Source organism: Desulforhopalus sp. (genome assembly GCA_030247675.1).
Lineage (GTDB): Bacteria > Desulfobacterota > Desulfobulbia > Desulfobulbales > Desulfocapsaceae > Desulforhopalus_A.
Genome location: JAOTRX010000011.1, coordinates 66,175 through 86,982, shown reverse-complemented (window position 1 = coordinate 86,982; position 20,808 = coordinate 66,175). Strand labels below are relative to the sequence as shown.

Genomic DNA, 20,808 nt, shown 5'->3' with positions numbered 1-20,808 from the left:
TCCAGATTTCATAATGTGTTCACCTTGGTAATAACTTTGGTCGGAAATGGCAATTTGTTCCCAGCTAACGCAAGAGCCTCAATGGCAAGTTCTTCAGTTACTCCAGCTATCTCATATAAAATCATCCCAGGCTTAATAACCGCGACCCACAATTCTGGGGTACCTTTTCCTTTTCCCATACGCGTTTCTGCAGCCTTTTTTGTTATTGGTTTATCGGGGAAAACCCGTATCCAAACTTTTCCACCACGCTTCATAGTTCTATTAATCGTAATACGCGCGGCTTCAATTTGCTGAGCAGTCATTTTTCCGCATACGGTCGCTTTTAAGGCAAACTCTCCAAAGGCTATAGACGACCCGCGGTAGGCGACTCCCCTGGACCTGCCTTTAAAAACCTTTCTATGTTTAACTTTCTTTGGGCTTAACATCTTCTACTCCAGAAATTTATATGGAATTTCCATTAACAGTGTCTTTACTGTACGGAGCCACGATCCTGATCGCTCAAAATTTCACCATTGAAAATCCACACCTTGACACCAATAATGCCATAGGTCGTGTTTGCTTCTGCAAGGGCATAATCTACATCGGCTCGAAGGGTATGAAGAGGTACTCTTCCTTCCCTTACCCATTCACATCTCGACATTTCGGCACCACCTAATCTGCCAGAGCATGAAATCTTTATACCTTGAACTCCGAATCGCAATGCTGAGCTCACCGCTTTTTTCATTGCTCTCCTAAAAGCCACCCGCCTTACAAGTTGTTGAGCGATGTTTTCGGCTACAAGTTGTGCATCTGCCTCAGGTCTTCTTACCTCTTGGATATCGAGCGAGACCTTACGTGAGATTAACTTTTCAAGTTCTTTTTTTAAAATCTCAATTTCAGCACCTTTTTTGCCTATCACTATTCCTGGTCTTGCAGTAAACAGCTTTACACGCACTTGGTCTCCAGTGCGTTCAATGTTAACTTTTGATAGCCCGGCATGCTGAAGACGCTTTTTAAGAAATTTTTTGACCTTTTGGTCTTCTATCAGATAAGTAGAATACTCTTTATCTGCATACCAGATCGAATCCCATGTCCGGGTAATATTCAACCTTAGTCCTTGTGGATTAACCTTCTGCCCCAAAACAGACCTCCAACAATTCCATTGTTCATTAAAAGTTTAAAAATAGAGTACAGGCATTTATTAAGGTAAAAACCTCAATTCTCATCTAAGACAACAGTTATATGACTTGTCCTTTTGATAATACCAGTAGCTCTACCCTGCGCCCTTGGACTAATCCTTTTAAGAGAGGGTCCGCCATCAATTACAATCTCTTTGACAAACAAATTATCAACATCGGCCTGCTCATCTTGTGTAGCATTGGCAACCGCAGACTCCAAGACTTTTTTAATTATTCCCGCACCCTTTTTAGGCATGAAACGGAGCGTAGTTATTGCTTGATCAACGCCCATTCCTCTCACCACATCAGCGACCAGCCTAGCTTTTTGTGGAGAAATTCTAATATATTTTCCTACGGCTTTTGCTTCCATAGATTCTACCCCTAATGAGAGACCTGCAATAAAACTATAATATTGCTTTATTTTTTCCCTTTTTTATCTGCGGCATGGCCATAAAAGGTTCTTGTTGGAGAGAATTCTCCAAGTTTATGTCCTACCATATTCTCTGTGACAAAAACGGGAACGAATTTCTTTCCGTTATGTACAGCAAAGGTTAATCCAACCATTTCTGGGCCAATATCGGAGCGCCTAGACCAGGTCTTAATAACCTTTCGAGAACCACTTTCGGCAGCTTCAATTACCTTTTTATATAAATGATCGTCAACAAAGGGACCTTTCTTAACTGAACGTGACATACGTAACTCCTTGTTCTTTATGATCTCTTCTTGACAATCATTGTGTCAGAAGTTTTGTTTTTCCTGGTTTTATATCCTTTGCTTGGTATACCCCAAGGACTGCATGGATGTCGGCCACCAGAGCTTTTACCTTCACCACCACCCATTGGATGATCGACAGGATTCATAGCAACACCACGAACATGAGGCCTATGACCCTGCCATCGGCTTCTGCCAGCCTTTCCAAGCTTTTGGCTTTCGTGCTCTCTATTACCGACTTGGCCGACACAGGCTCTGCAATTATTATTAAATTTCCTAACTTCTCCGGAGGGCAATCTTACGAGGACAAAACCGCCTTCTTTTGCCATCAGCTGCGCACCAACTCCGGCACTGCGAACCAGTTGGGCCCCTTTTCCAATTTTCATTTCTATATTATGAATAATTGTACCTAGAGGAATATTGATCAAAGGAAGACAGTTCCCCGGCTGAATATCTACGTTATCACCCGCGACAACCGTATCTCCAATAGCAATCCCATCTGGCGACAAAATATATCTTTTCTCACCATCAACATAGTTCAACAACGCGATATTAGCAGAACGATTTGGATCATACTCAATTGACACAACCTTAGCATCAATGTCGGTCTTATTACGTTTGAAATCAATCAGACGATATTTTCGTTTATGCCCGCCACCAATATGACGAGAAGTTATTCTTCCGTAGTTATTTCTTCCGCCGGTTTTTACCAAATTACATACTAGACTTTTTTCAGGTCCACTTTTTGCCAGATCCGGATTTTTTGCCGACACATGCTGTCTCTTACCAGCTGATGTTGGTTTGTACACTTTAATAGCCATGATTTCCCAATCGCTCCATCAATAATATAATAGATAGAATCACACAGACAGAAGGTGATGATCGAATTTTTTTACTTTGATCAATTATAATTCATCAGCAAAGTTAATTTTTCCTTCTGACAAGGTAACATAGGCCTTCTTCCAATCATTAGTAAAGCCGACTGTTTTTCCAACCCTTTTCTTCTTTCCATGAATTTTGGCGGTCTTAACGTCCTTAACCTTGACGTTAAACATTTTTTCAACTGCCATTTTAATTTCGATTTTATTAGCTTTAGGATGAATCTTGAAAATGACTTTCTCATCCTTTTCTTGTAACAAAGCAGCTTTCTCGGTGAGGCAGGGGCCTTTTAAAACGCTATGAATGTATTTCATGATGCAAACCTCTTCTCAAGGCTCTCAATTACTGGTTGAACCAGTATAAGCTTTTTATGCAACAGAATATCATAGACATTGAGCCCTTCGGATGAAAGCACTTTAAATCCATTTACGTTATTCGACGATTTGCTTAAATTCTCAGAGGCGTTGTCCATAACAATAAGTCCATTCGGAACATTTAGGACATTCATGATACTCACAAAATCTTTTGTCTTAATTCGTTCCATTAAAAAATCGTTTACAACAATAAGATTACCTTCCTGAAAGCGAGCGCTGAGAGCCATGGCAACAGCTTGCTTTTTGACCTTACGGTTTAGTTTGAAGCTGTAATCCCTTGGTTTCGGACCAAATGCAACACCACCGCCACGCCAGACAGGAGATGTATTGCTTCCAGATCTTGCCCTACCGGTCCCTTTCTGGCGCCAAGGTTTTCTTCCGCCACCACTAACTTCAACTCTGGTTTTTGTGCACGCATTGCCAGATCTACGACCAGCTCGCTGCATACGCACTACTTCATGAAGGACGTATTCTTTTACTTCTCGATTAAAGACTTCGTCGTTCAGCTCGATCTCGCCAACACTTTCATTTTTCGTGTTAACAATATTTACAGTTGACATAATTATCTCCTCGAACCTGTTTAGACCGAAAATTTATTGTTTGGTAAAAATCTTTAACAGGCCGTTTTTCGCTCCAGGCAGTGGTCCTTTCAGAAGAACAACATTTTCATCGTCTCGCACATCTACCACAACAACATTCTTTCTCAAAACACTGTCATTGCCCATTCTGCCTGGTAGTTTTTTCCCTTTAATAACACGAGAAGGGTAAGCACTACACCCAATAGATCCAGGGGCTCTATGAAACATCGAGCCATGCCCAGACCCGCCACCACTAAAACCATGACGTTTTATTACACCCTGAAAGCCTCTTCCTTTGCTGGTACCCTGCACGTCAACTTTATCACCTACTTTTAGAACAGTGCCGAGAGAGATGACTTGCCCAACTTCAAACAGAGTCGGATCCATCACCCTGAACTCACGAACAAAATAATACCCAGTAGATCCCGACTTAGTAAAATGGCCTGCCATTGGCTTATTAACTCTAGATGCCTTTTTCTCGGCGAAACCCACCTGAATAGCACCATACCCATCAGTGGAGTCGGTTTTGACCTGAAGAACCTTACAAGGTCCGGCCTCAATAACAGTGACCGGAACTGCTTCTCCAAGTTCACTGTACACCCGGGTCATTCCAATCTTCTTTCCTAGTAAACCCATTGACTTTGGCATAACATTACCCGATGCTTCAATTAACTTTTAGAATTGCCTTTAGGGCAATTTGATTTCAACATCGACGCCAGCAGACAACTCAAGTTTCATCAGCAAGTCAATAGTTTGCTGAGTTGGCTCTAAGATGTCTAATAACCGACGATGGGTCCTCATTTCAAAATGTTCTCTAGATTTCTTATCAACATGAGGAGACCTAAGAACACAAAACTTATTAATAGTAGTCGGCAAAGGAATTGGTCCTGCAACAGCGGATCCAGTTCTTCTTGCAGTGTCAACAATCTCGGTCGTAGATTGATCGAGCAGCTTGTGATCGTACGCCTTAAGGCGAATTCTAATTTTCTCTGTAGGTATCATTACAACCCCTTAAGCGATAATTTCACTAATAACGCCAGCACCAACAGTACGCCCGCCTTCTCGAATGGCAAAACGCAATCCTACATCCATCGCGATCGGGGTGATGAGTTCTACCGACGCGGTAATGTTGTCGCCAGGCATAACCATCTCAACTCCCGCCTCAAGACTGACAACCGCCGTTACATCTGTCGTTCTAAAATAAAACTGCGGACGATAGCCATTGAAAAACGGTGTATGCCGACCACCCTCTTCCTTACTCAAAATATAGCACTCTGATTTGAACTTCGTGTGCGGTGTGATTGATTTCGGAGCAGCCAAAACCTGGCCCCTTTCAATTTCCTCACGCTTGATACCACGTAGCAACGCGCCAATATTGTCGCCTGCCTGACCCTCGTCAAGAAGTTTCCGGAACATCTCCACTCCGGTACATGTTGTCTTGGCGGTCGGACGAATGCCGATTATCTCCACCTCATCTCCAACATGAATCACTCCCCTCTCGATTCTCCCTGTGGCAACTGTACCTCGTCCTGATATCGAAAATACATCTTCAACAGGCATCAAAAATGGCTGATCAACATCGCGCTTTGGTTCAGGTATATAGGAATCAATGGCATCCATAAGATCCCAAATGCATTTCGCAGATTCTGCGTCTTCAGGATTCTCCAAAGCCTTCAAAGCAGAACCTTTAACAAATGGCACATCATCGCCAGGAAACTCATACTTATCAAGAAGCTCACGAAGCTCCATCTCTACCAATTCAATAAGCTCCTCATCATCAACCATGTCACATTTATTGAGGAACACAACAATCGCAGGAACACCAACTTGACGTGCAAGCAAAATATGCTCTCTGGTCTGTGGCATTGCACCGTCAGTTGCCGCAACCACCAGGATCGCACCGTCCATTTGCGCTGCACCGGTGATCATATTCTTAATGTAGTCAGCGTGCCCTGGACAATCCACATGAGCGTAATGCCGATTCACAGTCTCGTATTCGACATGAGCGGTAGCAATGGTAATGCCTCGCTCTTTTTCCTCCGGTGCCTTATCTATCTCGGAAAAATCGGTGAACGTAGCCTGACCTTTTAATGATAAAACACGTGTAATTGCTGCAGTCAAAGTGGTCTTGCCATGATCAATATGCCCTACCGTACCTACATTGACGTGCGGTTTTGTCCTTTCAAATTTTTTCTTCGACATTTTTATTCCTCAATATACTTTACGCTCAGATTCCTCTAATTTTTTTAACTATTGCCTCAGCTTTATTAGCGGGTACTACGTCATACTGCAAAAATTGCATTGTGTAACTTGCTCTTCCCTGGGTTGCTGATCGTATCGACGTAGAATACCCAAATAATTCCGCCAGAGGAGCATGCGCCTTCACGGTTTGCAAGTGACCTTCAGAAGTCACACCTACCACCTTTCCTCTTTTTCCATTTAAATCAGCAATTACGTCCCCGATGTACTCCTCAGGGGTTGTAATTTCTAAATCCATGATTGGTTCAAGTAATTTAGGTTCTGCCTCAGCAGTAGCTCTCCGTATCGCCATTGCGCCAGCAACACCAAAAGCCATTTCTGTCGACTCATCTTCATGGTAGGAACCGCCTACCAGGGTCACATTGATGTCTGTAAGAGGATATCCTATCAACGGGCCTGAATCTAAACTATCAATTATTCCTTTCTTAATGGAGTTCAGAAACTGATCAGGTATCACATCCTTATCTACTGTGCTAAAAAACGAGATTCCTGAACCCCTATCTACTGGCCCAACCTCTATGATCACGTGCCCGTACTGACCCTTTGCACCTGTCAATTGATCAAACTTTGCTTCGCTTCGTTGTGGTATCGAAATTGTTTCTTTATAGGCAACTTGCGGTTTCCCAACATTAGCTGCCACTTTAAAGTCGTTCAGCAATCTATCGACGATTATTTCAAGGTGCAATTCTCCCATCCCAGAGATAATCGTCTGACCTGTGTCATTATCACTAGATACTGTAAACGATGGATCTTCTAGAGCAATTTTTGCCAGGGTATCAAAGAGTTTGCTTTCTTCGGCCTTGCTCTTCGGCTCAATTGCCACCCCAATCACTGGCTCAGGAAAGTCCATACTTTCAAGAACAATATGATCGCCTTTTTCGCAGAGTGTATCACCCGTGGTAGTAAACTTTAACCCAACAATTGCACCAATATCACCCGCTCGTATTTCTTGCACTTCTTCACGCTTATTGGCGTGCAACTTCATGAGCTTGGATATTTTTTCTTGCTTTAGTTTTATAGGATTAAATACCTTGTCACCAACAGTCAACTTACCTGAATACACTCGGACAAAAGCAAGAGTCTCGACAAAAGAATCACTCATGAGCTTAAAAACTAAAGCAACAAGCTTTTCCTTTGCATCAGTTTTCCGGCTGACTTGTTCACCAGCATCATTAATGCCAACAACGCTTTTCACATCAAGAGGCGAAGGCAGATAACTCACAACCGCATCAAGGAGTGGTTGCACACCTTTATTCTTGAACGCGCTACCGCACAATACCGGAACAATATTCAATGATATTGTCGCTTTTCGTAGAGCACCATATATCTCTTGTGCAGATATAGGCTTCTCATCTAGATATTTTTCCATGATGCCCTCATCGAAGTCGGCCAACTTCTCCAGGAGCATCAAACGTGCGGCCGTGAATTTTTCTGTGTGTTCGCCAGTAATTTCTTTTACGACAATTTCCTGGCCAAGAGAGTGCTCGTCAAAAACAAGCATTTTCTCTTCAATAAGGTCAACAACCCCCTCAAACTGTGCCTCTTTACCAATAGGAATTTGAACAGGCACGGGATTTGCCCCTAGCCTCTTGGCGATCATCTGGCAGCATCTATCAAAATTTGCGCCAACACGGTCCATCTTATTGATAAAGGCAATACGCGGAATATTATACTTATCCGCTTGCCGCCACACCGTTTCAGACTGAGGCTCAACACCTCCAACGGCGCAAAAAACAGCCACAGCACCATCAAGAACCCTCAAGGACCTTTCCACCTCAATAGTGAAATCAACATGTCCAGGGGTATCAATTATATTTATTTTCTTATCGTTCCAGTAACAGGTTGTGGCCGCTGATGTAATCGTTATTCCACGTTCCTGCTCCTGCTCCATCCAATCCATGACAGCTGTACCATCATGGACCTCACCTAATTTATAGGAACGACCAGTATAAAAGAGAATTCTCTCTGTAGTTGTTGTTTTTCCTGCGTCAATATGGGCCATTATGCCTATATTACGCACATCGGATAGTTCTTTAGGGGCTACCATAGCAATCTTTGACTATTTTTAAACCACTTCAGTCAACCCCCACGCTCCTCCCTGCAACAATTACTTAGTCGGGGTAATTCACCTACACTACCAACGATAGTGCGCAAAAGCCTTATTGGCTTCTGCCATCCGGTGTGTATCATCTTTCTTCTTAACCGCCGACCCACGATTATTAAATGCATCAATGAGCTCTGCAGCAAGCTTTTCCGACATTGACTTCCCGGACCTTGATTTAGAGAAGTTAATAATCCAGCGGATCGCGAGAGCATTTCTTCTTGTTTGTCGCACTTCCATGGGGACCTGGTAAGTTGCACCACCCACGCGACGAGATTTAACCTCTACCCGTGGTCGCACATTCTCCATCGCACCCTCAAAAATGGTCAGCGCATCGTCGTCCTTTACCTTCTCTTGGACAACATCCATCGCTCCATAAAATATCCTCTGTGCAAGAGTCTTTTTCCCTCTTTCCATCAATCCATTGGTGAACTTTGCAACCAGCACACTATTAAAGCGTGGGTCTGGATCGATTGGCCGTCTCTCAACAGTTCTTCTACGTGACATATCTTAACCCCTCAACAAAAAAAGAAACCTCATCAAGAGGATTTCTTTGCACCATATTTTGAACGTCCTTGACGTCGATTGGAAACCCCCAGAGTATCCAAAGTGCCGCGAATGATATGATACCGCACGCCTGGCAAATCCTTAACCCTGCCACCTCGAATCAGCACCACTGAGTGCTCCTGGAGATTATGCCCGATACCGGGAATATACGATGTTACCTCAATCCCATTGGTAAGCCTTACCCTTGCCACCTTACGCAAAGCGGAGTTCGGTTTTTTCGGTGTAGTTGTATATACCCTCACGCAGACACCGCGCTTCTGAGGCGATCCCTTCAAGGCCGGAGTATTTGTCTTTTTTACAGACTTTTTTCTCCCGATCCGTACAAGTTGGTTGATAGTTGGCATTACGTTAACTGCTCCTGTTTACATACTTATAATTGAGACTCAACATCTCAGCCACAGTGGTACACACCTGAATTCAACACGAAAGTGGAGATATTTACCCTAATGGCACCTTTGTGTCAAGGGCAAAATCAGCCATCAAGCGCTTTCACCTCCCGGAGTGGTTGCCTTCCAGACCTGTCCCTGCCGAGATTAATCTACCCATAATGACGTTTTCCTTAAGCCCTGCCAGTTCATCAATTCTTCCAGCAACGGCTGCGTTGGTAAGAACTTTCGTCGTTTCTTGGAAAGAAGCAGCGGAAATAAAACTTTCGGTGGATAGCGAAGCTTTTGTTACACCTAGCAGCAGAGGCTCTGCAAATGCAGGTTTTTTACCCTCTACAATCAGCCGATCCCTTTCTTCCTCAAACTTCCACCATTCAACCTGCTCTCCAATCATAAACTTAGAGTCACCGGAAGCCGTAATCATAACTCGTTTCAACATCTGGCGAACAATAACTTCGATGTGTTTATCGTTTATTTTTACACCCTGCAGTCGATAAACCTCTTGAATTTCATTAACAAGGAATTTAGCTAACTCCTTGACTCCAAGCACCGAGAGGATATCGTTGGGAACGATGGTACCCTCCATAAGAGCCTCACCCGCCTGAACATAATCCCCTTCATGAACAATGATATGTTTGGATTTGGGAATGAGGTATTCTTGTGGCTCTCCATATTCAGGGATTATAATGACCCGGCGTTTGCCCTTTAACTCTTTCCCAAAGCTTACTTTCCCGTCTATTTTAGAAATAATAGCCGGATCCTTTGGCTTCCGTACCTCGAAAAGTTCAGCGACACGGGGTAGACCACCAGTAATATCCTTGGTCTTAGTTGTTTCCCGAGGAATTTTTCCGACAATCGTACCTGGTTGGATGACATCTCCTTCACTTACGGAGATAATTGACCCCACAGGTAAGCTATACCTGGCATAGGTCTCACTATCGGGCATCTTAACGGTTTTTCCGCGATCATTTTTTACTGAAATGCGGGGATTAAGTTGGGAACCAGTAGAAGTATGAATTATCACCAAAGATGAACGCCCGGTTACAGCATCCACCTTTTCCTGCATAGTCACACCCTCAATGATGTCCCCGTACTTGATAACGCCACCAACTTCAGCAACGATAGGAATGGTGTAGGCATCCCAATCAGCAAGGATTGTATCTCGTTCAACAACATCACCTTCTCGAACCAGAAGCTGCGCACCATAATTGACCTTAAATTTTTCTCTCTCCCGGCCAAGTTCGTCTTTTACCGCAATTACGGCGTTGCGGTTCATGACTATTTTGGTTCCTTCTGCATTGGTAACGGAGTGCATGTTACTGAAGGAAACCGTACCACCGATGTTGGTTCGCAACTCCGCTTGTTCTACTGATCGGCTTGCGGTACCGCCGACATGAAAAGTACGCATTGTCAACTGCGTTCCCGGCTCACCGATGGATTGAGCCGCTATAACGCCTATGGCCTCACCGGGATTGACCATATGGCCTCGCCCAAGATCACGACCATAACAAGCAGCACATACGCCCCGCTTGGAACGGCAGCTCAACACCGATCTGATTGCTACACGATCGATACCAGCATCGTTGATTTTCTTCACGATATCTTCAGTGATTTCCTCACCGGCTTGAACAATGGTATCATGGGTAAAAGGATCTTCAACATCATCCAAAGCAACCCTTCCGAGAATCCTGTCCCCAAGAGGAACAATAATTTCCCCACCATCCATCAATGGTTCGGCGAGAATTCCATCCAGAGTGAGACAATCCGCCTCAACGATTGTTGATTCCTGCGCAACGTCTACCAAACGCCGAGTAAGATAGCCTGAATTGGCTGTTTTTAAAGCCGTATCTGCAAGGCCTTTGCGTGCACCGTGAGTAGAGATGAAGTACTCAAGAACACCAAGCCCCTCGCGGAAATTGGCCTTGATTGGGGTCTCAATGATCGCACCGCTCGGTTTGGCCATAAGACCGCGCATACCGGCAAGCTGACGAATTTGATCCCTTGAACCCCTTGCGCCCGAATCAGCCATGATGAAGATCGAGTTGAAGCTTGGCCCCTCAACCCTCTTTCCATCTTTATCGAGGAAGTAGTCTACCTTGATCTCGTCCATCATCGCATTGGCGACATCCTCAGTAACCTTTGACCAAATATCAACTACCTTATTATACTTCTCGCCAGAGGTAATAAGGCCATCCGTGTACTGTTGTTCGACATCTAGGACATCAGTCTCGGCCTTTTCAACAAATTGCTCTTTGCTGAGGGGGATCTTCATATCATTGATGCAAATCGAAATCCCAGCGCGAGTTGCATATTCATAACCAATATCTTTCAACCGGTCAGCAAGGATGACGGTTTCTTTGGTGCCTGCGTTTCTATATGTGTGGTCAATGAGTTTTGCCAATGCCTTTTTGGTGAGCACCTTGTTAACTTCTTCAAACTTCACTGCATCTGGCAAAAGTTCTCCGAGCAAAATACGCCCCATTGTAGTGTCGACCAATTGGCCATTTTTCCGTACTTTCACCTTGGCTTGGAGATGTATCTCACCATAGTCATACGCAATAATAGCCTCTTCCACGCCACTGAAGATCTTCCCTTCACCCGGGACATTCATTCGGTCTCTACTCATATAGTAAAGGCCGAGAACGATATCCTGTGATGGAATAATAACAGGCTCTCCATTTGCTGGAGAAAGGATGTTATTCGTCGACATCATCAGAACCCGAGCTTCTACTTGTGCCTCGACAGAGAGTGGCACGTGGACAGCCATTTGATCGCCGTCAAAGTCGGCGTTGAAGGCCATACAAACGAGAGGATGCAACTGAATGGCCTTTCCCTCAATGAGCATTGCTTCAAATGCCTGCATTCCGAGCCTATGCAAAGTCGGTGCTCGGTTGAGAATTACCGGGTATTCGGTTACTACCTCTTCAAGGACATCCCAAACCTCCTTGACCTCTTTTTCCACCATCTTTCGAGCACTTTTAATGGTGGTTACAAAACCTCTACTCTCGAGCTTATTGTATATAAACGGTTTAAAAAGCTCCAATGCCATTTTCTTTGGAATACCGCATTGATGCAGACGCAAATGTGGGCCAACGACAATAACTGAGCGGCCAGAATAGTCGACCCGCTTACCCAGAAGGTTTTGTCGGAAGCGGCCCTGCTTTCCTTTGAGCATGTCGGACAGGGACTTTAGCGGCCTCTTGTTGCCGCCCGTAATCACACGTCCCCTTCTACCATTGTCGAAAAGGACATCAACTGCTTCTTGAAGCATCCTTTTTTCATTGCGAATTATGATATCAGGGGCATCGAGCTCAAGAAGCCTTTTGAGACGATTATTCCTATTAATCACGCGCCTATACAAATCGTTGAGATCAGAAGTGGCAAATCTCCCACCTTCCAGCGGCACGAGAGGGCGTAAATCTGGAGGAAGTACTGGTATTACCTCCAGAATCATCCACTCAGGTTTGTTGCCGGAATCACGGAATGCCTCAATTACAAACAGTCGTTTGCCAAGCTTTTGCCGTTTGGTCTGAGAGTTGGTGGCGAGCATCTCTTCCCGCAATTGTACCGACAGCGAAACGAGATCTTGACCCGACAAGAGTTCTCTAATAGCCTCTGCCCCTATGCCTACCTTGAACTTTCCAGGATGTTCTTCAAGAGATTGGCGGTATTTTTCCTCAGTCAGCAATGTGCCCACTGGCATGCCATCGACGCTTGATTCGATAACTGCATATTGCTCAAAGTAGAGGATCTTCTCCAATTGCTTGAGGGTCATATCGAGAACTGCGCCAATCTTGCTCGGCAGGCTTTTGAGAAACCATATATGGGCAACCGGAGCGGCAAGTTTTATGTGACCGAGACGTTCCCGACGAACCTTGGATTGTATGACTTCTACACCGCATTTCTCACAAACCACACCGCGATGCTTCATCCGCTTATATTTGCCGCAATTACATTCGAAATCTTTAACCGGTCCAAAGATCTTTGCGCAAAACAAACCATCCCTTTCAGGCTTGAATGTCCGGTAGTTTATGGTTTCGGGCTTTTTAACCTCACCATGTGACCAATCCATGATCTTCTCAGGAGAAGCCAGAGATATCTTTACGTTCTTAAATTTAACTGGAGCTTTCGGTTTTTGAAAAAAATTAAACAATTCTTCCACGAAATCACCTCTCCTTATATTTAAAGGATCTTCCCGGTACCACTCCTGTCACGACTAACACACAATGTTCTGTCTTGACTTTTCAATACCGGACCAAGGGTTAATGAAACAAAGCAAACCCTATCCTTATTCTTCTATGAGTTCCATATTTAGGCAAAGTGCCTGTAATTCCTTTACAAGAACATTGAAGGATTCAGGCAATCCTGTCGTCAAGAAATTATTGCCTTTGACAATACGCTCATACATAGCTGTACGCCCCTCAACATCATCGGACTTGGCCGTCAGAAATTCCTTAAGAGTATAAGCAGCACCATACGCTTCCATTGCCCAAACCTCCATCTCACCAAGTCGCTGTCCACCAAACTGAGCTTTGCCACCAAGCGGTTGCTGAGTAACAAGTGAGTATGGTCCGGTTGATCGTGCATGAATCTTGTTATCAACCAAGTGATGCAACTTGAGCATATACATAACTCCGACGGTAACCTTATTGGCAAATGGTTCACCCGTCAGGCCATCATACAGTTGCACCTGGCCAACCTCGTCTACTCCTGCCTCAGAAAGCAACCTTCTTATCGATTCTTCTGGAGCTCCGTCAAAAACAGGAGTAGTCATATGCAAGCCCCGATGATGCCGTCTTGCCCAATCGATAATCTCCTTATCGGTCCTCCCTTCAGTCAAAGCGGTGAATTCAATTTCCGAATAAATTTGCCGAAGCTTCTTTCGTATCTCGCTGACGGCCTCTTTTTCAGCTAAAGCCTCAAGTTGTTCCCCAAGCTTTTTTGCGGCAAATCCAAGATGAACTTCAAGCACCTGCCCGACATTCATACGCGAAGGAACACCAAGCGGATTAAGCACTATATCCACGGCAGTTCCATCGGCAAAAAAGGGCATGTCCTCCTCGGGAAGCAAACGGGAAACAACACCTTTATTGCCATGACGGCCTGCCATTTTGTCGCCCACAGAAAGTTTGCGCTTTGTTGCGACATACACTTTGACCATCTTGACCACACCCGGAGGCAGGTCATCGCCTTTCTTCATTCGGTCAATAATACCGTCATATCGTTCAGTAATCAGCTTTGCTTGCTTGGCATATCTCTCATAAACCGCATCTATCAACTCAATATATTTAGCTTTTTCAGAGAATTCTATGTCTCGCAAGCGTTCAAAACCAATCAACTCGGCCTGTTCACTGACAAGCTTTTTACCGAGTTTAACAACGATATTTCCTTTCTTATCAAGGATATCAGCCTTGGCTGTTCGACCTTCAAGAAGAGTTCCAATTTCTCTGCAAACACCTCGACGAAGGCTACGAAGCTCATCGAGTTTATCTTGATTGAGTTTTTCAATCTCCAGATCTTCTATGAGCAGAGAACGCTCGTCTTTATCAACACCTTTTCGAGAAAACACCTTCGCATCAATAATAATACCGCTGATACCGGGAGGAACTCTCAGAGATGAGTCCTTAACATCCTGGGCTTTTTCACCAAAAATAGCTCTCAGCAGCTTTTCTTCAGGAGACAACACCGTCTCACCTTTCGGTGTAACCTTTCCAACAAGTGTGTCACCAGCCTTAACCTCGGCACCGATGCGGACAATTCCAGAGTCATCGAGGTTTCTGAGGGTTTCTTCGCTGACATTAGGGATATCTCTGGTGATCTCTTCCTTGCCAAGCTTGGTATCCCTGGCCATTGTTTCAAACACCTCAATATGTACAGACGTAAAGGTATCTTCCTTCAATAGCCTCTCATTGATCAGGATTGAATCTTCAAAATTAAAACCCCGCCATGGCATGAAAGCGATAGTAACGTTTTTACCAATAGCTAATTCACCCGCTTCACAAGAAGGGCCATCAGCAAGAACATACCCTTTTTGAACACGAGTCCCCGGCAGAACAATAGGTCTCTGATTGAAACAGGTATTCTGATTAGATTTTTTATATTTTTCAAGGCGATATAAGGCAACACCGGTGTCAAACCCATCAGTACCCGGCTGATCATAGCGTACGACAATTCGATTTGAGTCTGCCTCCTCTACCACACCATCCCCTGCCGAAAGAAGACAGGCTCCTGAATCTCTGGCTACGTAGCGCTCCATGCCAGTCCCGACAAGCGGTGCCGACGTAATCATCAATGGGACAGCTTGCCTTTGCATGTTCGATCCCATCAGAGCTCGGTTGGCATCATCATTTTCCAAAAAAGGAACAAGAGAGGCGGCAATGCTGATCATCTGATTTGGCGCAATATCCATATACGTAACATTTTCCGAGGCAGTGGTAATTACCTCGCCGTCTTCACGAACGATGAGCAGGTCTTGCGCAATTTTTGCCCCCTCGTCGAGCGGTGTGAGAGCAGGGGCAATATATTGGTTTTGCTCTTGAAGTGCGCTTAAATATTTTACGTCCGACTGGACAATTCTTTCGTTAACCTTCCTGTAAGGCGTTTCAATAAAGCCGTATGGGTTGATCCGGGCATACGTTGCCAGAGAAACAATGAGGCCAATATTTGGACCCTCAGGTGTCTCGACAGGGCAAATACGCCCATAGTGAGTTGGGTGAACGTCACGAACCTCAAATCCGGCACGCTCTCTCGAAAGCCCGCCGGGTCCAAGAGCACTTAAACGGCGTTTATGAGTAACCTCAGACAACGGGTTTGTCTGATCCATAAATTGCGATAATTGGCTGGTCCCGAAGAATTCTTTTATGGCGGCAGAAATAGGTTTGGGGTTAACCAAGTCATGCGGCATAAGAGTCTCAACGTCTTGCAGGGTCATTCTTTCCTTGATAGCTCTTTCCATACGTACAAGGCCCATGCGATATTGATTCTCGACCAATTCACCAACAGTACGTACCCTTCGATTGCCGAGATGGTCAATGTCGTCAACGCCACCTTGAGTATCCTTCAGTCGAACCAAATGGCGAACCGAGTGAATAATGTCCTCCTTGGTCAAGGCTCGATGCGAGATATCAATGTTCAAGCCGAGTTTGGCATTAATTTTGTAACGGCCTACCTCAGAAAGATCGTAGAGGTCTTGATTAAAGAAGAGATTCTCAAAAAACGCCTCGGCAACTTCAGCAGTTGGCGGGCTTGACGGACGGAGCCTTCGGTATATTTCGATGAGAGCATCCTTGCTGCTTTTCGCTTTGTCGAGCGCCAAGGTTTTGCTGAAAGAATCAGAAAACTTTACACCATCTATATGGAGAATTTTGAACTCATTTATGCCATTGGCTTCGAGGTTTTCAAGTATTGACTCGGTAATTTCGGTATTACAATCAACTATTAATTCGCCAGTTTGCTCATTAACGATAGAACTCGCCAAGATCTCACCAACCAAAGACTCAGCAGCCATTGGCAAATAGTGGATACCAACTGACTCCAGCTTTTTGCATAAAACTTTTGAGACTTTTTTCCCTTTTTTGGCGAGCACCTCGCCATCCACGGGATTGACGATGTCAAATTCAAGTCGTTGCCCCTTAACCAACTCAGTATCAAAACTAACCTTAAAAAGGTCACCGTCTTTGATGACTTGATTGGTAGGATAAAATTCCTGGAGAAGTTCCTCAGAAGAGTAGCCAAGAGCCTTTAGCAAGGTAGTAACAGGAAACTTTCTCCGACGATCTATTCTAACATGAAGATAATCCTTGATATCGAACTCTAAATCAATCCACGATCCCCGCACCGGAATAATTCGAGCTGAATAAAGTAGTTTCCCGCTCGAATGACTTTTGCCATTATCATGAGTATAAAATAGGCCGGGAGATCTTTGTAATTGTGATACGATAACCCTCTCCGTGCCATTTACGACAAATACTCCGTCGCCAGTCATCAAAGGCAGTGAACCGAGAAAGACTTCTTGTTCCTTAATATCACGAATAGATTGAACTCCAGTCACTTCATCGACATCAAACGTGATAAGGCGAACCACGATCTTTAATGGGATCTCATAGGTCATGCCACGTTGAAGACACTCATGGACAGTATATTTGGGGACACCAAATTTATACTTCACAAACTCTAGTGAACAGAGTCCATTGAAATCATTAATGGGGAATACGTTCTTCAATATAGCTTGCAGACCATACTCTTCTCTTTCGTCAGGGTCACAGTCCATCTGTAGAAATTTCTCATAAGATAACCGTTGCATTGAGATAAGATGTGGCGGTTCTAGGATGGTATCTGCCGTGGCAAAGTTCTTTCTCACTCTTTCCATAATTGTCCTCGAAATTGCCTTTGAATCGTACTATAGTGTTTAGTTGACAGGCCAGCTCTGCAAAATCATGCTGAGCTAAATATGTGCCGCGGAGAATTTGAACAACTTTCCACTGCAGGGGGCATGCATCGGTAAGGAATGAAATGTAATGCAGGGGGTAAATCCAGGAAGAACATAAGCATTGTTGTTTAGCATGGTAGTATTCCTTTTTGCTATTATTGCCTCAACGAGGTAATCATCCCACCTGAACTAAAACAATTTTTTATTGGATATAATTATTTAGATTCTCAAATATCCAAAAAGCACAACACGCCACGAGACAAAGCCCGTAGCGTGTTTTTATCATACCGCTGTTGCCCAAACTTCGAACAACTTTGTAGCCGTTGTTCCAAACTACTTAATTTCGACAGTTGCACCAACAGCTTCGATCTTCGCCTTGATGTCAGCGGCATCTTCCTTGGTGGTAGCCTCTTTCAAAGGCGCGGGAGCAGACTCTACAAGCTCTTTTGCCTCTTTCAAACCAAGGCCGGTTACAGCGCGAACCTCTTTAATAACCTTGATTTTTTCACTGCCAACGCTCGCTAAGATAACATCAAACTCGGTTTTCTCTTCTTTTGGAGCCTCTGCTGCAACAGCACCAACCGCAGCTACCGCCACAGGCGCAGCAGCTGATACACCGAATTTCTCCTCGAATTCCTTGATAAGCTCAGACAACTCGAGAACTGACATATTTGCAATAAAGTCTATAACATCTTGTTTTGACACAGCCATGATTTTTATCCTCTTTTAAAATATTGAAAACTATATCCGTTTAGATACCTGCTAATTGTTCACTGCTTCTTTCTGGTCTTTAATAGCCTGCAAGGCATAGACAAAAGTCCTTGGTACACCAGTGAGAACCTGAACCAGTCCTGTCGGGACGTTTTTCCAGGTTGACAACAATTGACCAAGCAATATATCTTTGCTCGGAAGCTTAGAGAGGGCAATAAGCTTGTCCACTCCAATCTTTTCTCCATCAAGAACTGCAGAACGAATCTTGAACTTTTCGTTATCATTAGCAAATTTTGTTACAACCTTAGCAGGTTCAACAGGATCTGCATACGCCATGATAACCGCTGTAGTACCGGAAAAATCATCGCTCAAAGCGGCGCTTCCAGTATCCGTAACTGCTCTTTTCAGGAGAGTATTTTTGGCTACACGGATTTCCGAATTACAGTTTCTCAATTCAATACGAATCTTCTGAAACTCAGAAACCTTTAAACCACAATAGTCAGCGACAACAGCAAATTTTGCTCGGCTGAATGAATCATTCAAGTCCGATACAATTGTCACTTTTTCATCACGATTCAAAGCACTCCTCCCAGGTTAAATTGAACAATTGGTTTACAGCAGGCACTACGTTATCTTGGCTGAATAGAATTTGTCAAAGCTAGTAAAAATTCATTTTCATCCGTCTCGGCAGGTCGTACGAGCACGATTAAACGTAATTGTGCCTGCTGTCTTCGACTCTTACTCAACGCCACTCATCTTAGTGGCAATACAAAGAAACTAACTCAATAAAGATCGTACCGCTAACGGATCAAGTTTCACACCCGGACCCATTGTCGACGAAATCGTAATGGATCGAAGATAGATCCCTTTGCTCGTAGACGGCTTCAGTTGAATTATTCTCTGAACAAAGGCTAAAAGGTTATCAGATATTTTCTCTTTTCCAAAAGAGACTTTGCCAATGCCACTATGAATAATCCCACCTTTATCAACCCTAAAGTCAACCTTACCCCCTTTGATATCTTTAACAATATTTGCAACATCAAAGGTAACAGTACCAAGTTTGGCGTTTGGCATAAGGTTCCGTGGCCCAAGTATACGGCCAATTTTTCCAACTACACCCATCATATCTGGAGTAGCTACTGTCTTGTCGAACTCAAGCCAGCCTTCTTTAATTTTCTCAACGAGATCATCTCCACCGACGTAATCAGCCCCAGCTTCAAGAGCTTCAGCTTCCTTTGCACCTTTGGCAAAGACGAGGACTCTCGTAACCTTCCCAGTGCCATGTGGTAGTGCTACGGACGATCGAATCATCTGGTCAGCGTGCCGAGGATCAACCCCCAGTTTAATTGCTACATCGAAAGTCTCATCAAATTTGGCATAGGTAGATTTAAGGACCAAATCAATTCCTGCTTCGACGCTATGTAGGGTACTACGATCCACACCCTCTATTTTATTCTTATAATTTTTACCGTGTTTCGGCATAGCAGCCTCCTACTTGAATAGGATTTATTGATTCCTATCAGCAGTGTTTTAATTTATGAATTAATCAATGATGGTAATACCGGCACTCCGTGCTGTTCCTTCAATGATACGCATCGCGCTTTCTACATCGTATGCATTGAGATCTGGCTTTTTAAGTTCAGCAATTTCTCTGATCTTATCCCTACCTATCTCAGCAACACGATCAATCTTTGGATTACTCGACCCTTTCTTCAACCCAGCTGCCTTCATAAGCAATATTGAAGCAGGTGGAGTTTTTGTGACGAAGGAGAAAGAACGATCTTGGTAAACTGTTATAACTACGGGAATAATAGTATCTCCCATAGCCTGAGTTCTTGCATTAAAACTCTTACAAAATTCCATTATGTTCACACCTCGTTGTCCTAAGGCAGGACCGACAGGTGGAGAAGGATTTGCCTTTCCGGCAGGAATCTGTAATTTGATATAAGCCGTTTCTTTTTTGGCCATTGCTTTTGCTCCAACTAACTATTAATTACATACCTCTTGGGCTGAACTGTTACCACACATCTTTGCCCAGGAAGTGACGACCTCACCTTGCTATCATGTATTAGAAACTTGTACAAATTCCAATTCGACTGGAGTCTCCCGGCCGAAAATTGAAACCATAACCTTCACTCGCCCTTTTTCTGGAAAAACCTCATCAACCACACCTTGGAAGTTTGCAAACGGCCCATCTATTACCCGTACAACTTCTCCAACGTCGAAAACAACCTTCGGACGCGGGCGTTCTGAGCCGTCCTGGATCCGACCAATAATTTTGGCGGCATCAGCATCAGACAGCGGCATAGGATCACGATCATCGCCGACGAAACCAACAACTCGTGGCATATTGTCATGAATTGTGTGCCATGTTTGATCATTCAGATCCATACTGACCAGCATATATCCGGGAAAAAACCTGCGAGAGGATGTTTTCCTCGAACCTTTGATCATCTCAACTACCTGTTCAGTGGGAACAAGAATCTCTCCGAAATGCTCTTCCAAGCCTTCTTTTCGTATCCGTTCCTCAAGAGTAGCTTTAACCTTATCCTCAAAGCCTGAATGAACTTGAAGTATGTACCATTGTCTTGCCATGTTACCTGCAATTGAAAAGTGAGTTAAAGAATTCGGTTGAGATACGTAAAAACCTGAGAGTA

20 protein-coding genes are annotated in these 20,808 nt (G+C 44.2%); all 20 read right to left on the bottom strand.

What is annotated here, in order from left to right:
- Positions 1–8: 8 nt before the first annotated feature.
- The 20 genes from rplP to nusG all read right to left on the bottom strand — a co-directional run bounded on the left by rplP (position 9) and on the right by nusG (position 20,746).
- Positions 9–425, bottom strand: a complete 417-nt coding sequence (rplP, locus tag OEL83_19640; protein MDK9709256.1) for a 50S ribosomal protein L16 — start codon at positions 423–425, stop codon at positions 9–11.
- A gap of 44 nt (positions 426–469) precedes the next feature.
- A complete protein-coding gene (gene rpsC, locus OEL83_19635) occupies positions 470–1,120 on the bottom strand; it encodes a 30S ribosomal protein S3 (GenBank protein ID MDK9709255.1) in 651 nt (216 codons plus the stop codon).
- 74 nt (positions 1,121–1,194) lie between these two features.
- Positions 1,195–1,527, bottom strand: a complete 333-nt coding sequence (rplV, locus tag OEL83_19630) for a 50S ribosomal protein L22 (GenBank protein MDK9709254.1) — start codon at positions 1,525–1,527, stop codon at positions 1,195–1,197.
- Positions 1,528–1,574: 47 nt separating this feature from the next.
- Entirely contained in the window at positions 1,575–1,850 is a 276-nt protein-coding gene (gene rpsS, locus OEL83_19625; GenBank protein ID MDK9709253.1) for a 30S ribosomal protein S19, read from the bottom strand.
- 17 nt (positions 1,851–1,867) lie between these two features.
- Positions 1,868–2,689 (bottom strand): 50S ribosomal protein L2, encoded by an 822-nt coding sequence (gene rplB / locus OEL83_19620; protein ID MDK9709252.1) that lies wholly within the window; start codon positions 2,687–2,689, stop codon positions 1,868–1,870.
- Positions 2,690–2,773: 84 nt separating this feature from the next.
- Positions 2,774–3,061 carry a 50S ribosomal protein L23 gene (gene rplW / locus OEL83_19615; GenBank protein MDK9709251.1) on the bottom strand — a complete coding sequence of 96 codons (288 nt, stop codon included), beginning with the start codon at positions 3,059–3,061 and terminating at the stop codon, positions 2,774–2,776.
- The gene (rplD, locus tag OEL83_19610) at positions 3,058–3,681 is read right to left on the bottom strand and encodes a 50S ribosomal protein L4 (protein ID MDK9709250.1); all 624 of its coding nucleotides are present in this window, start codon (positions 3,679–3,681) and stop codon (positions 3,058–3,060) included. The genes rplW and rplD overlap by 4 nt, the downstream gene beginning before the upstream one ends.
- Positions 3,682–3,714: 33 nt before the next feature.
- Positions 3,715–4,347 carry a 50S ribosomal protein L3 gene (gene rplC / locus OEL83_19605; protein MDK9709249.1) on the bottom strand — a complete coding sequence of 211 codons (633 nt, stop codon included), beginning with the start codon at positions 4,345–4,347 and terminating at the stop codon, positions 3,715–3,717.
- A gap of 39 nt (positions 4,348–4,386) precedes the next feature.
- Positions 4,387–4,698 (bottom strand): 30S ribosomal protein S10, encoded by a 312-nt coding sequence (rpsJ, locus tag OEL83_19600; GenBank protein ID MDK9709248.1) that lies wholly within the window; start codon positions 4,696–4,698, stop codon positions 4,387–4,389.
- 12 nt (positions 4,699–4,710) lie between these two features.
- Positions 4,711–5,901: an elongation factor Tu gene (gene tuf / locus OEL83_19595; GenBank protein MDK9709247.1), complete on the bottom strand. Its 1,191-nt coding sequence runs from the start codon at positions 5,899–5,901 to the stop codon at positions 4,711–4,713.
- Between the two features lie 25 nt (positions 5,902–5,926).
- On the bottom strand, positions 5,927–8,005 hold the full coding sequence (gene fusA / locus OEL83_19590; GenBank protein MDK9709246.1) for an elongation factor G: 2,079 nt from the start codon (positions 8,003–8,005) through the stop codon (positions 5,927–5,929).
- Between the two features lie 87 nt (positions 8,006–8,092).
- Positions 8,093–8,566 (bottom strand): 30S ribosomal protein S7, encoded by a 474-nt coding sequence (gene rpsG / locus OEL83_19585; protein ID MDK9709245.1) that lies wholly within the window; start codon positions 8,564–8,566, stop codon positions 8,093–8,095.
- A gap of 32 nt (positions 8,567–8,598) precedes the next feature.
- On the bottom strand, positions 8,599–8,970 hold the full coding sequence (gene rpsL / locus OEL83_19580) for a 30S ribosomal protein S12 (protein ID MDK9709244.1): 372 nt from the start codon (positions 8,968–8,970) through the stop codon (positions 8,599–8,601).
- A gap of 145 nt (positions 8,971–9,115) precedes the next feature.
- Positions 9,116–13,174: a DNA-directed RNA polymerase subunit beta' gene (rpoC, locus tag OEL83_19575; GenBank protein MDK9709243.1), complete on the bottom strand. Its 4,059-nt coding sequence runs from the start codon at positions 13,172–13,174 to the stop codon at positions 9,116–9,118.
- A 126-nt stretch (positions 13,175–13,300) separates the two neighbouring features.
- Positions 13,301–17,380 (bottom strand): DNA-directed RNA polymerase subunit beta, encoded by a 4,080-nt coding sequence (gene rpoB, locus OEL83_19570; GenBank protein ID MDK9709242.1) that lies wholly within the window; start codon positions 17,378–17,380, stop codon positions 13,301–13,303.
- A 393-nt stretch (positions 17,381–17,773) separates the two neighbouring features.
- Positions 17,774–18,151 carry a 50S ribosomal protein L7/L12 gene (gene rplL, locus OEL83_19565; protein ID MDK9709241.1) on the bottom strand — a complete coding sequence of 126 codons (378 nt, stop codon included), beginning with the start codon at positions 18,149–18,151 and terminating at the stop codon, positions 17,774–17,776.
- Between the two features lie 51 nt (positions 18,152–18,202).
- Positions 18,203–18,730 (bottom strand): 50S ribosomal protein L10, encoded by a 528-nt coding sequence (gene rplJ, locus OEL83_19560; GenBank protein ID MDK9709240.1) that lies wholly within the window; start codon positions 18,728–18,730, stop codon positions 18,203–18,205.
- A gap of 198 nt (positions 18,731–18,928) precedes the next feature.
- Entirely contained in the window at positions 18,929–19,633 is a 705-nt protein-coding gene (gene rplA / locus OEL83_19555) for a 50S ribosomal protein L1 (protein ID MDK9709239.1), read from the bottom strand.
- Positions 19,634–19,693: 60 nt separating this feature from the next.
- Complete coding sequence (rplK, locus tag OEL83_19550; protein MDK9709238.1) at positions 19,694–20,119, bottom strand: 50S ribosomal protein L11; 426 nt, start codon at positions 20,117–20,119, stop codon at positions 19,694–19,696.
- A gap of 93 nt (positions 20,120–20,212) precedes the next feature.
- A complete protein-coding gene (nusG, locus tag OEL83_19545; GenBank protein ID MDK9709237.1) occupies positions 20,213–20,746 on the bottom strand; it encodes a transcription termination/antitermination protein NusG in 534 nt (177 codons plus the stop codon).
- Between the last annotated feature and the right edge of the window lie 62 nt (positions 20,747–20,808).

What these genes read in the sequence shown, in the direction of transcription:
- fusA (MDK9709246.1), bottom strand. Translation starts at nt 8,005, where the DNA reads ATGGTAGCCCCTAAAGAACTATCCGATGTGCGTAATATAGGCATAATG.
- rpoB (MDK9709242.1), bottom strand. Translation starts at nt 17,380, where the DNA reads ATGGAAAGAGTGAGAAAGAACTTTGCCACGGCAGATACCATCCTAGAA.
- rpsS (MDK9709253.1), bottom strand. Translation starts at nt 1,850, where the DNA reads ATGTCACGTTCAGTTAAGAAAGGTCCCTTTGTTGACGATCATTTATAT.
- nusG (MDK9709237.1), bottom strand. Translation starts at nt 20,746, where the DNA reads ATGGCAAGACAATGGTACATACTTCAAGTTCATTCAGGCTTTGAGGAT.
- rpsL (MDK9709244.1), bottom strand. Translation starts at nt 8,970, where the DNA reads ATGCCAACTATCAACCAACTTGTACGGATCGGGAGAAAAAAGTCTGTA.
- rplB (MDK9709252.1), bottom strand. Translation starts at nt 2,689, where the DNA reads ATGGCTATTAAAGTGTACAAACCAACATCAGCTGGTAAGAGACAGCAT.
- rplP (MDK9709256.1), bottom strand. Translation starts at nt 425, where the DNA reads ATGTTAAGCCCAAAGAAAGTTAAACATAGAAAGGTTTTTAAAGGCAGG.
- rplD (MDK9709250.1), bottom strand. Translation starts at nt 3,681, where the DNA reads ATGTCAACTGTAAATATTGTTAACACGAAAAATGAAAGTGTTGGCGAG.
- rplL (MDK9709241.1), bottom strand. Translation starts at nt 18,151, where the DNA reads ATGGCTGTGTCAAAACAAGATGTTATAGACTTTATTGCAAATATGTCA.
- rplV (MDK9709254.1), bottom strand. Translation starts at nt 1,527, where the DNA reads ATGGAAGCAAAAGCCGTAGGAAAATATATTAGAATTTCTCCACAAAAA.
- rplC (MDK9709249.1), bottom strand. Translation starts at nt 4,347, where the DNA reads ATGCCAAAGTCAATGGGTTTACTAGGAAAGAAGATTGGAATGACCCGG.
- rplW (MDK9709251.1), bottom strand. Translation starts at nt 3,061, where the DNA reads ATGAAATACATTCATAGCGTTTTAAAAGGCCCCTGCCTCACCGAGAAA.
- rpsG (MDK9709245.1), bottom strand. Translation starts at nt 8,566, where the DNA reads ATGTCACGTAGAAGAACTGTTGAGAGACGGCCAATCGATCCAGACCCA.
- rplA (MDK9709239.1), bottom strand. Translation starts at nt 19,633, where the DNA reads ATGCCGAAACACGGTAAAAATTATAAGAATAAAATAGAGGGTGTGGAT.
- rplK (MDK9709238.1), bottom strand. Translation starts at nt 20,119, where the DNA reads ATGGCCAAAAAAGAAACGGCTTATATCAAATTACAGATTCCTGCCGGA.
- tuf (MDK9709247.1), bottom strand. Translation starts at nt 5,901, where the DNA reads ATGTCGAAGAAAAAATTTGAAAGGACAAAACCGCACGTCAATGTAGGT.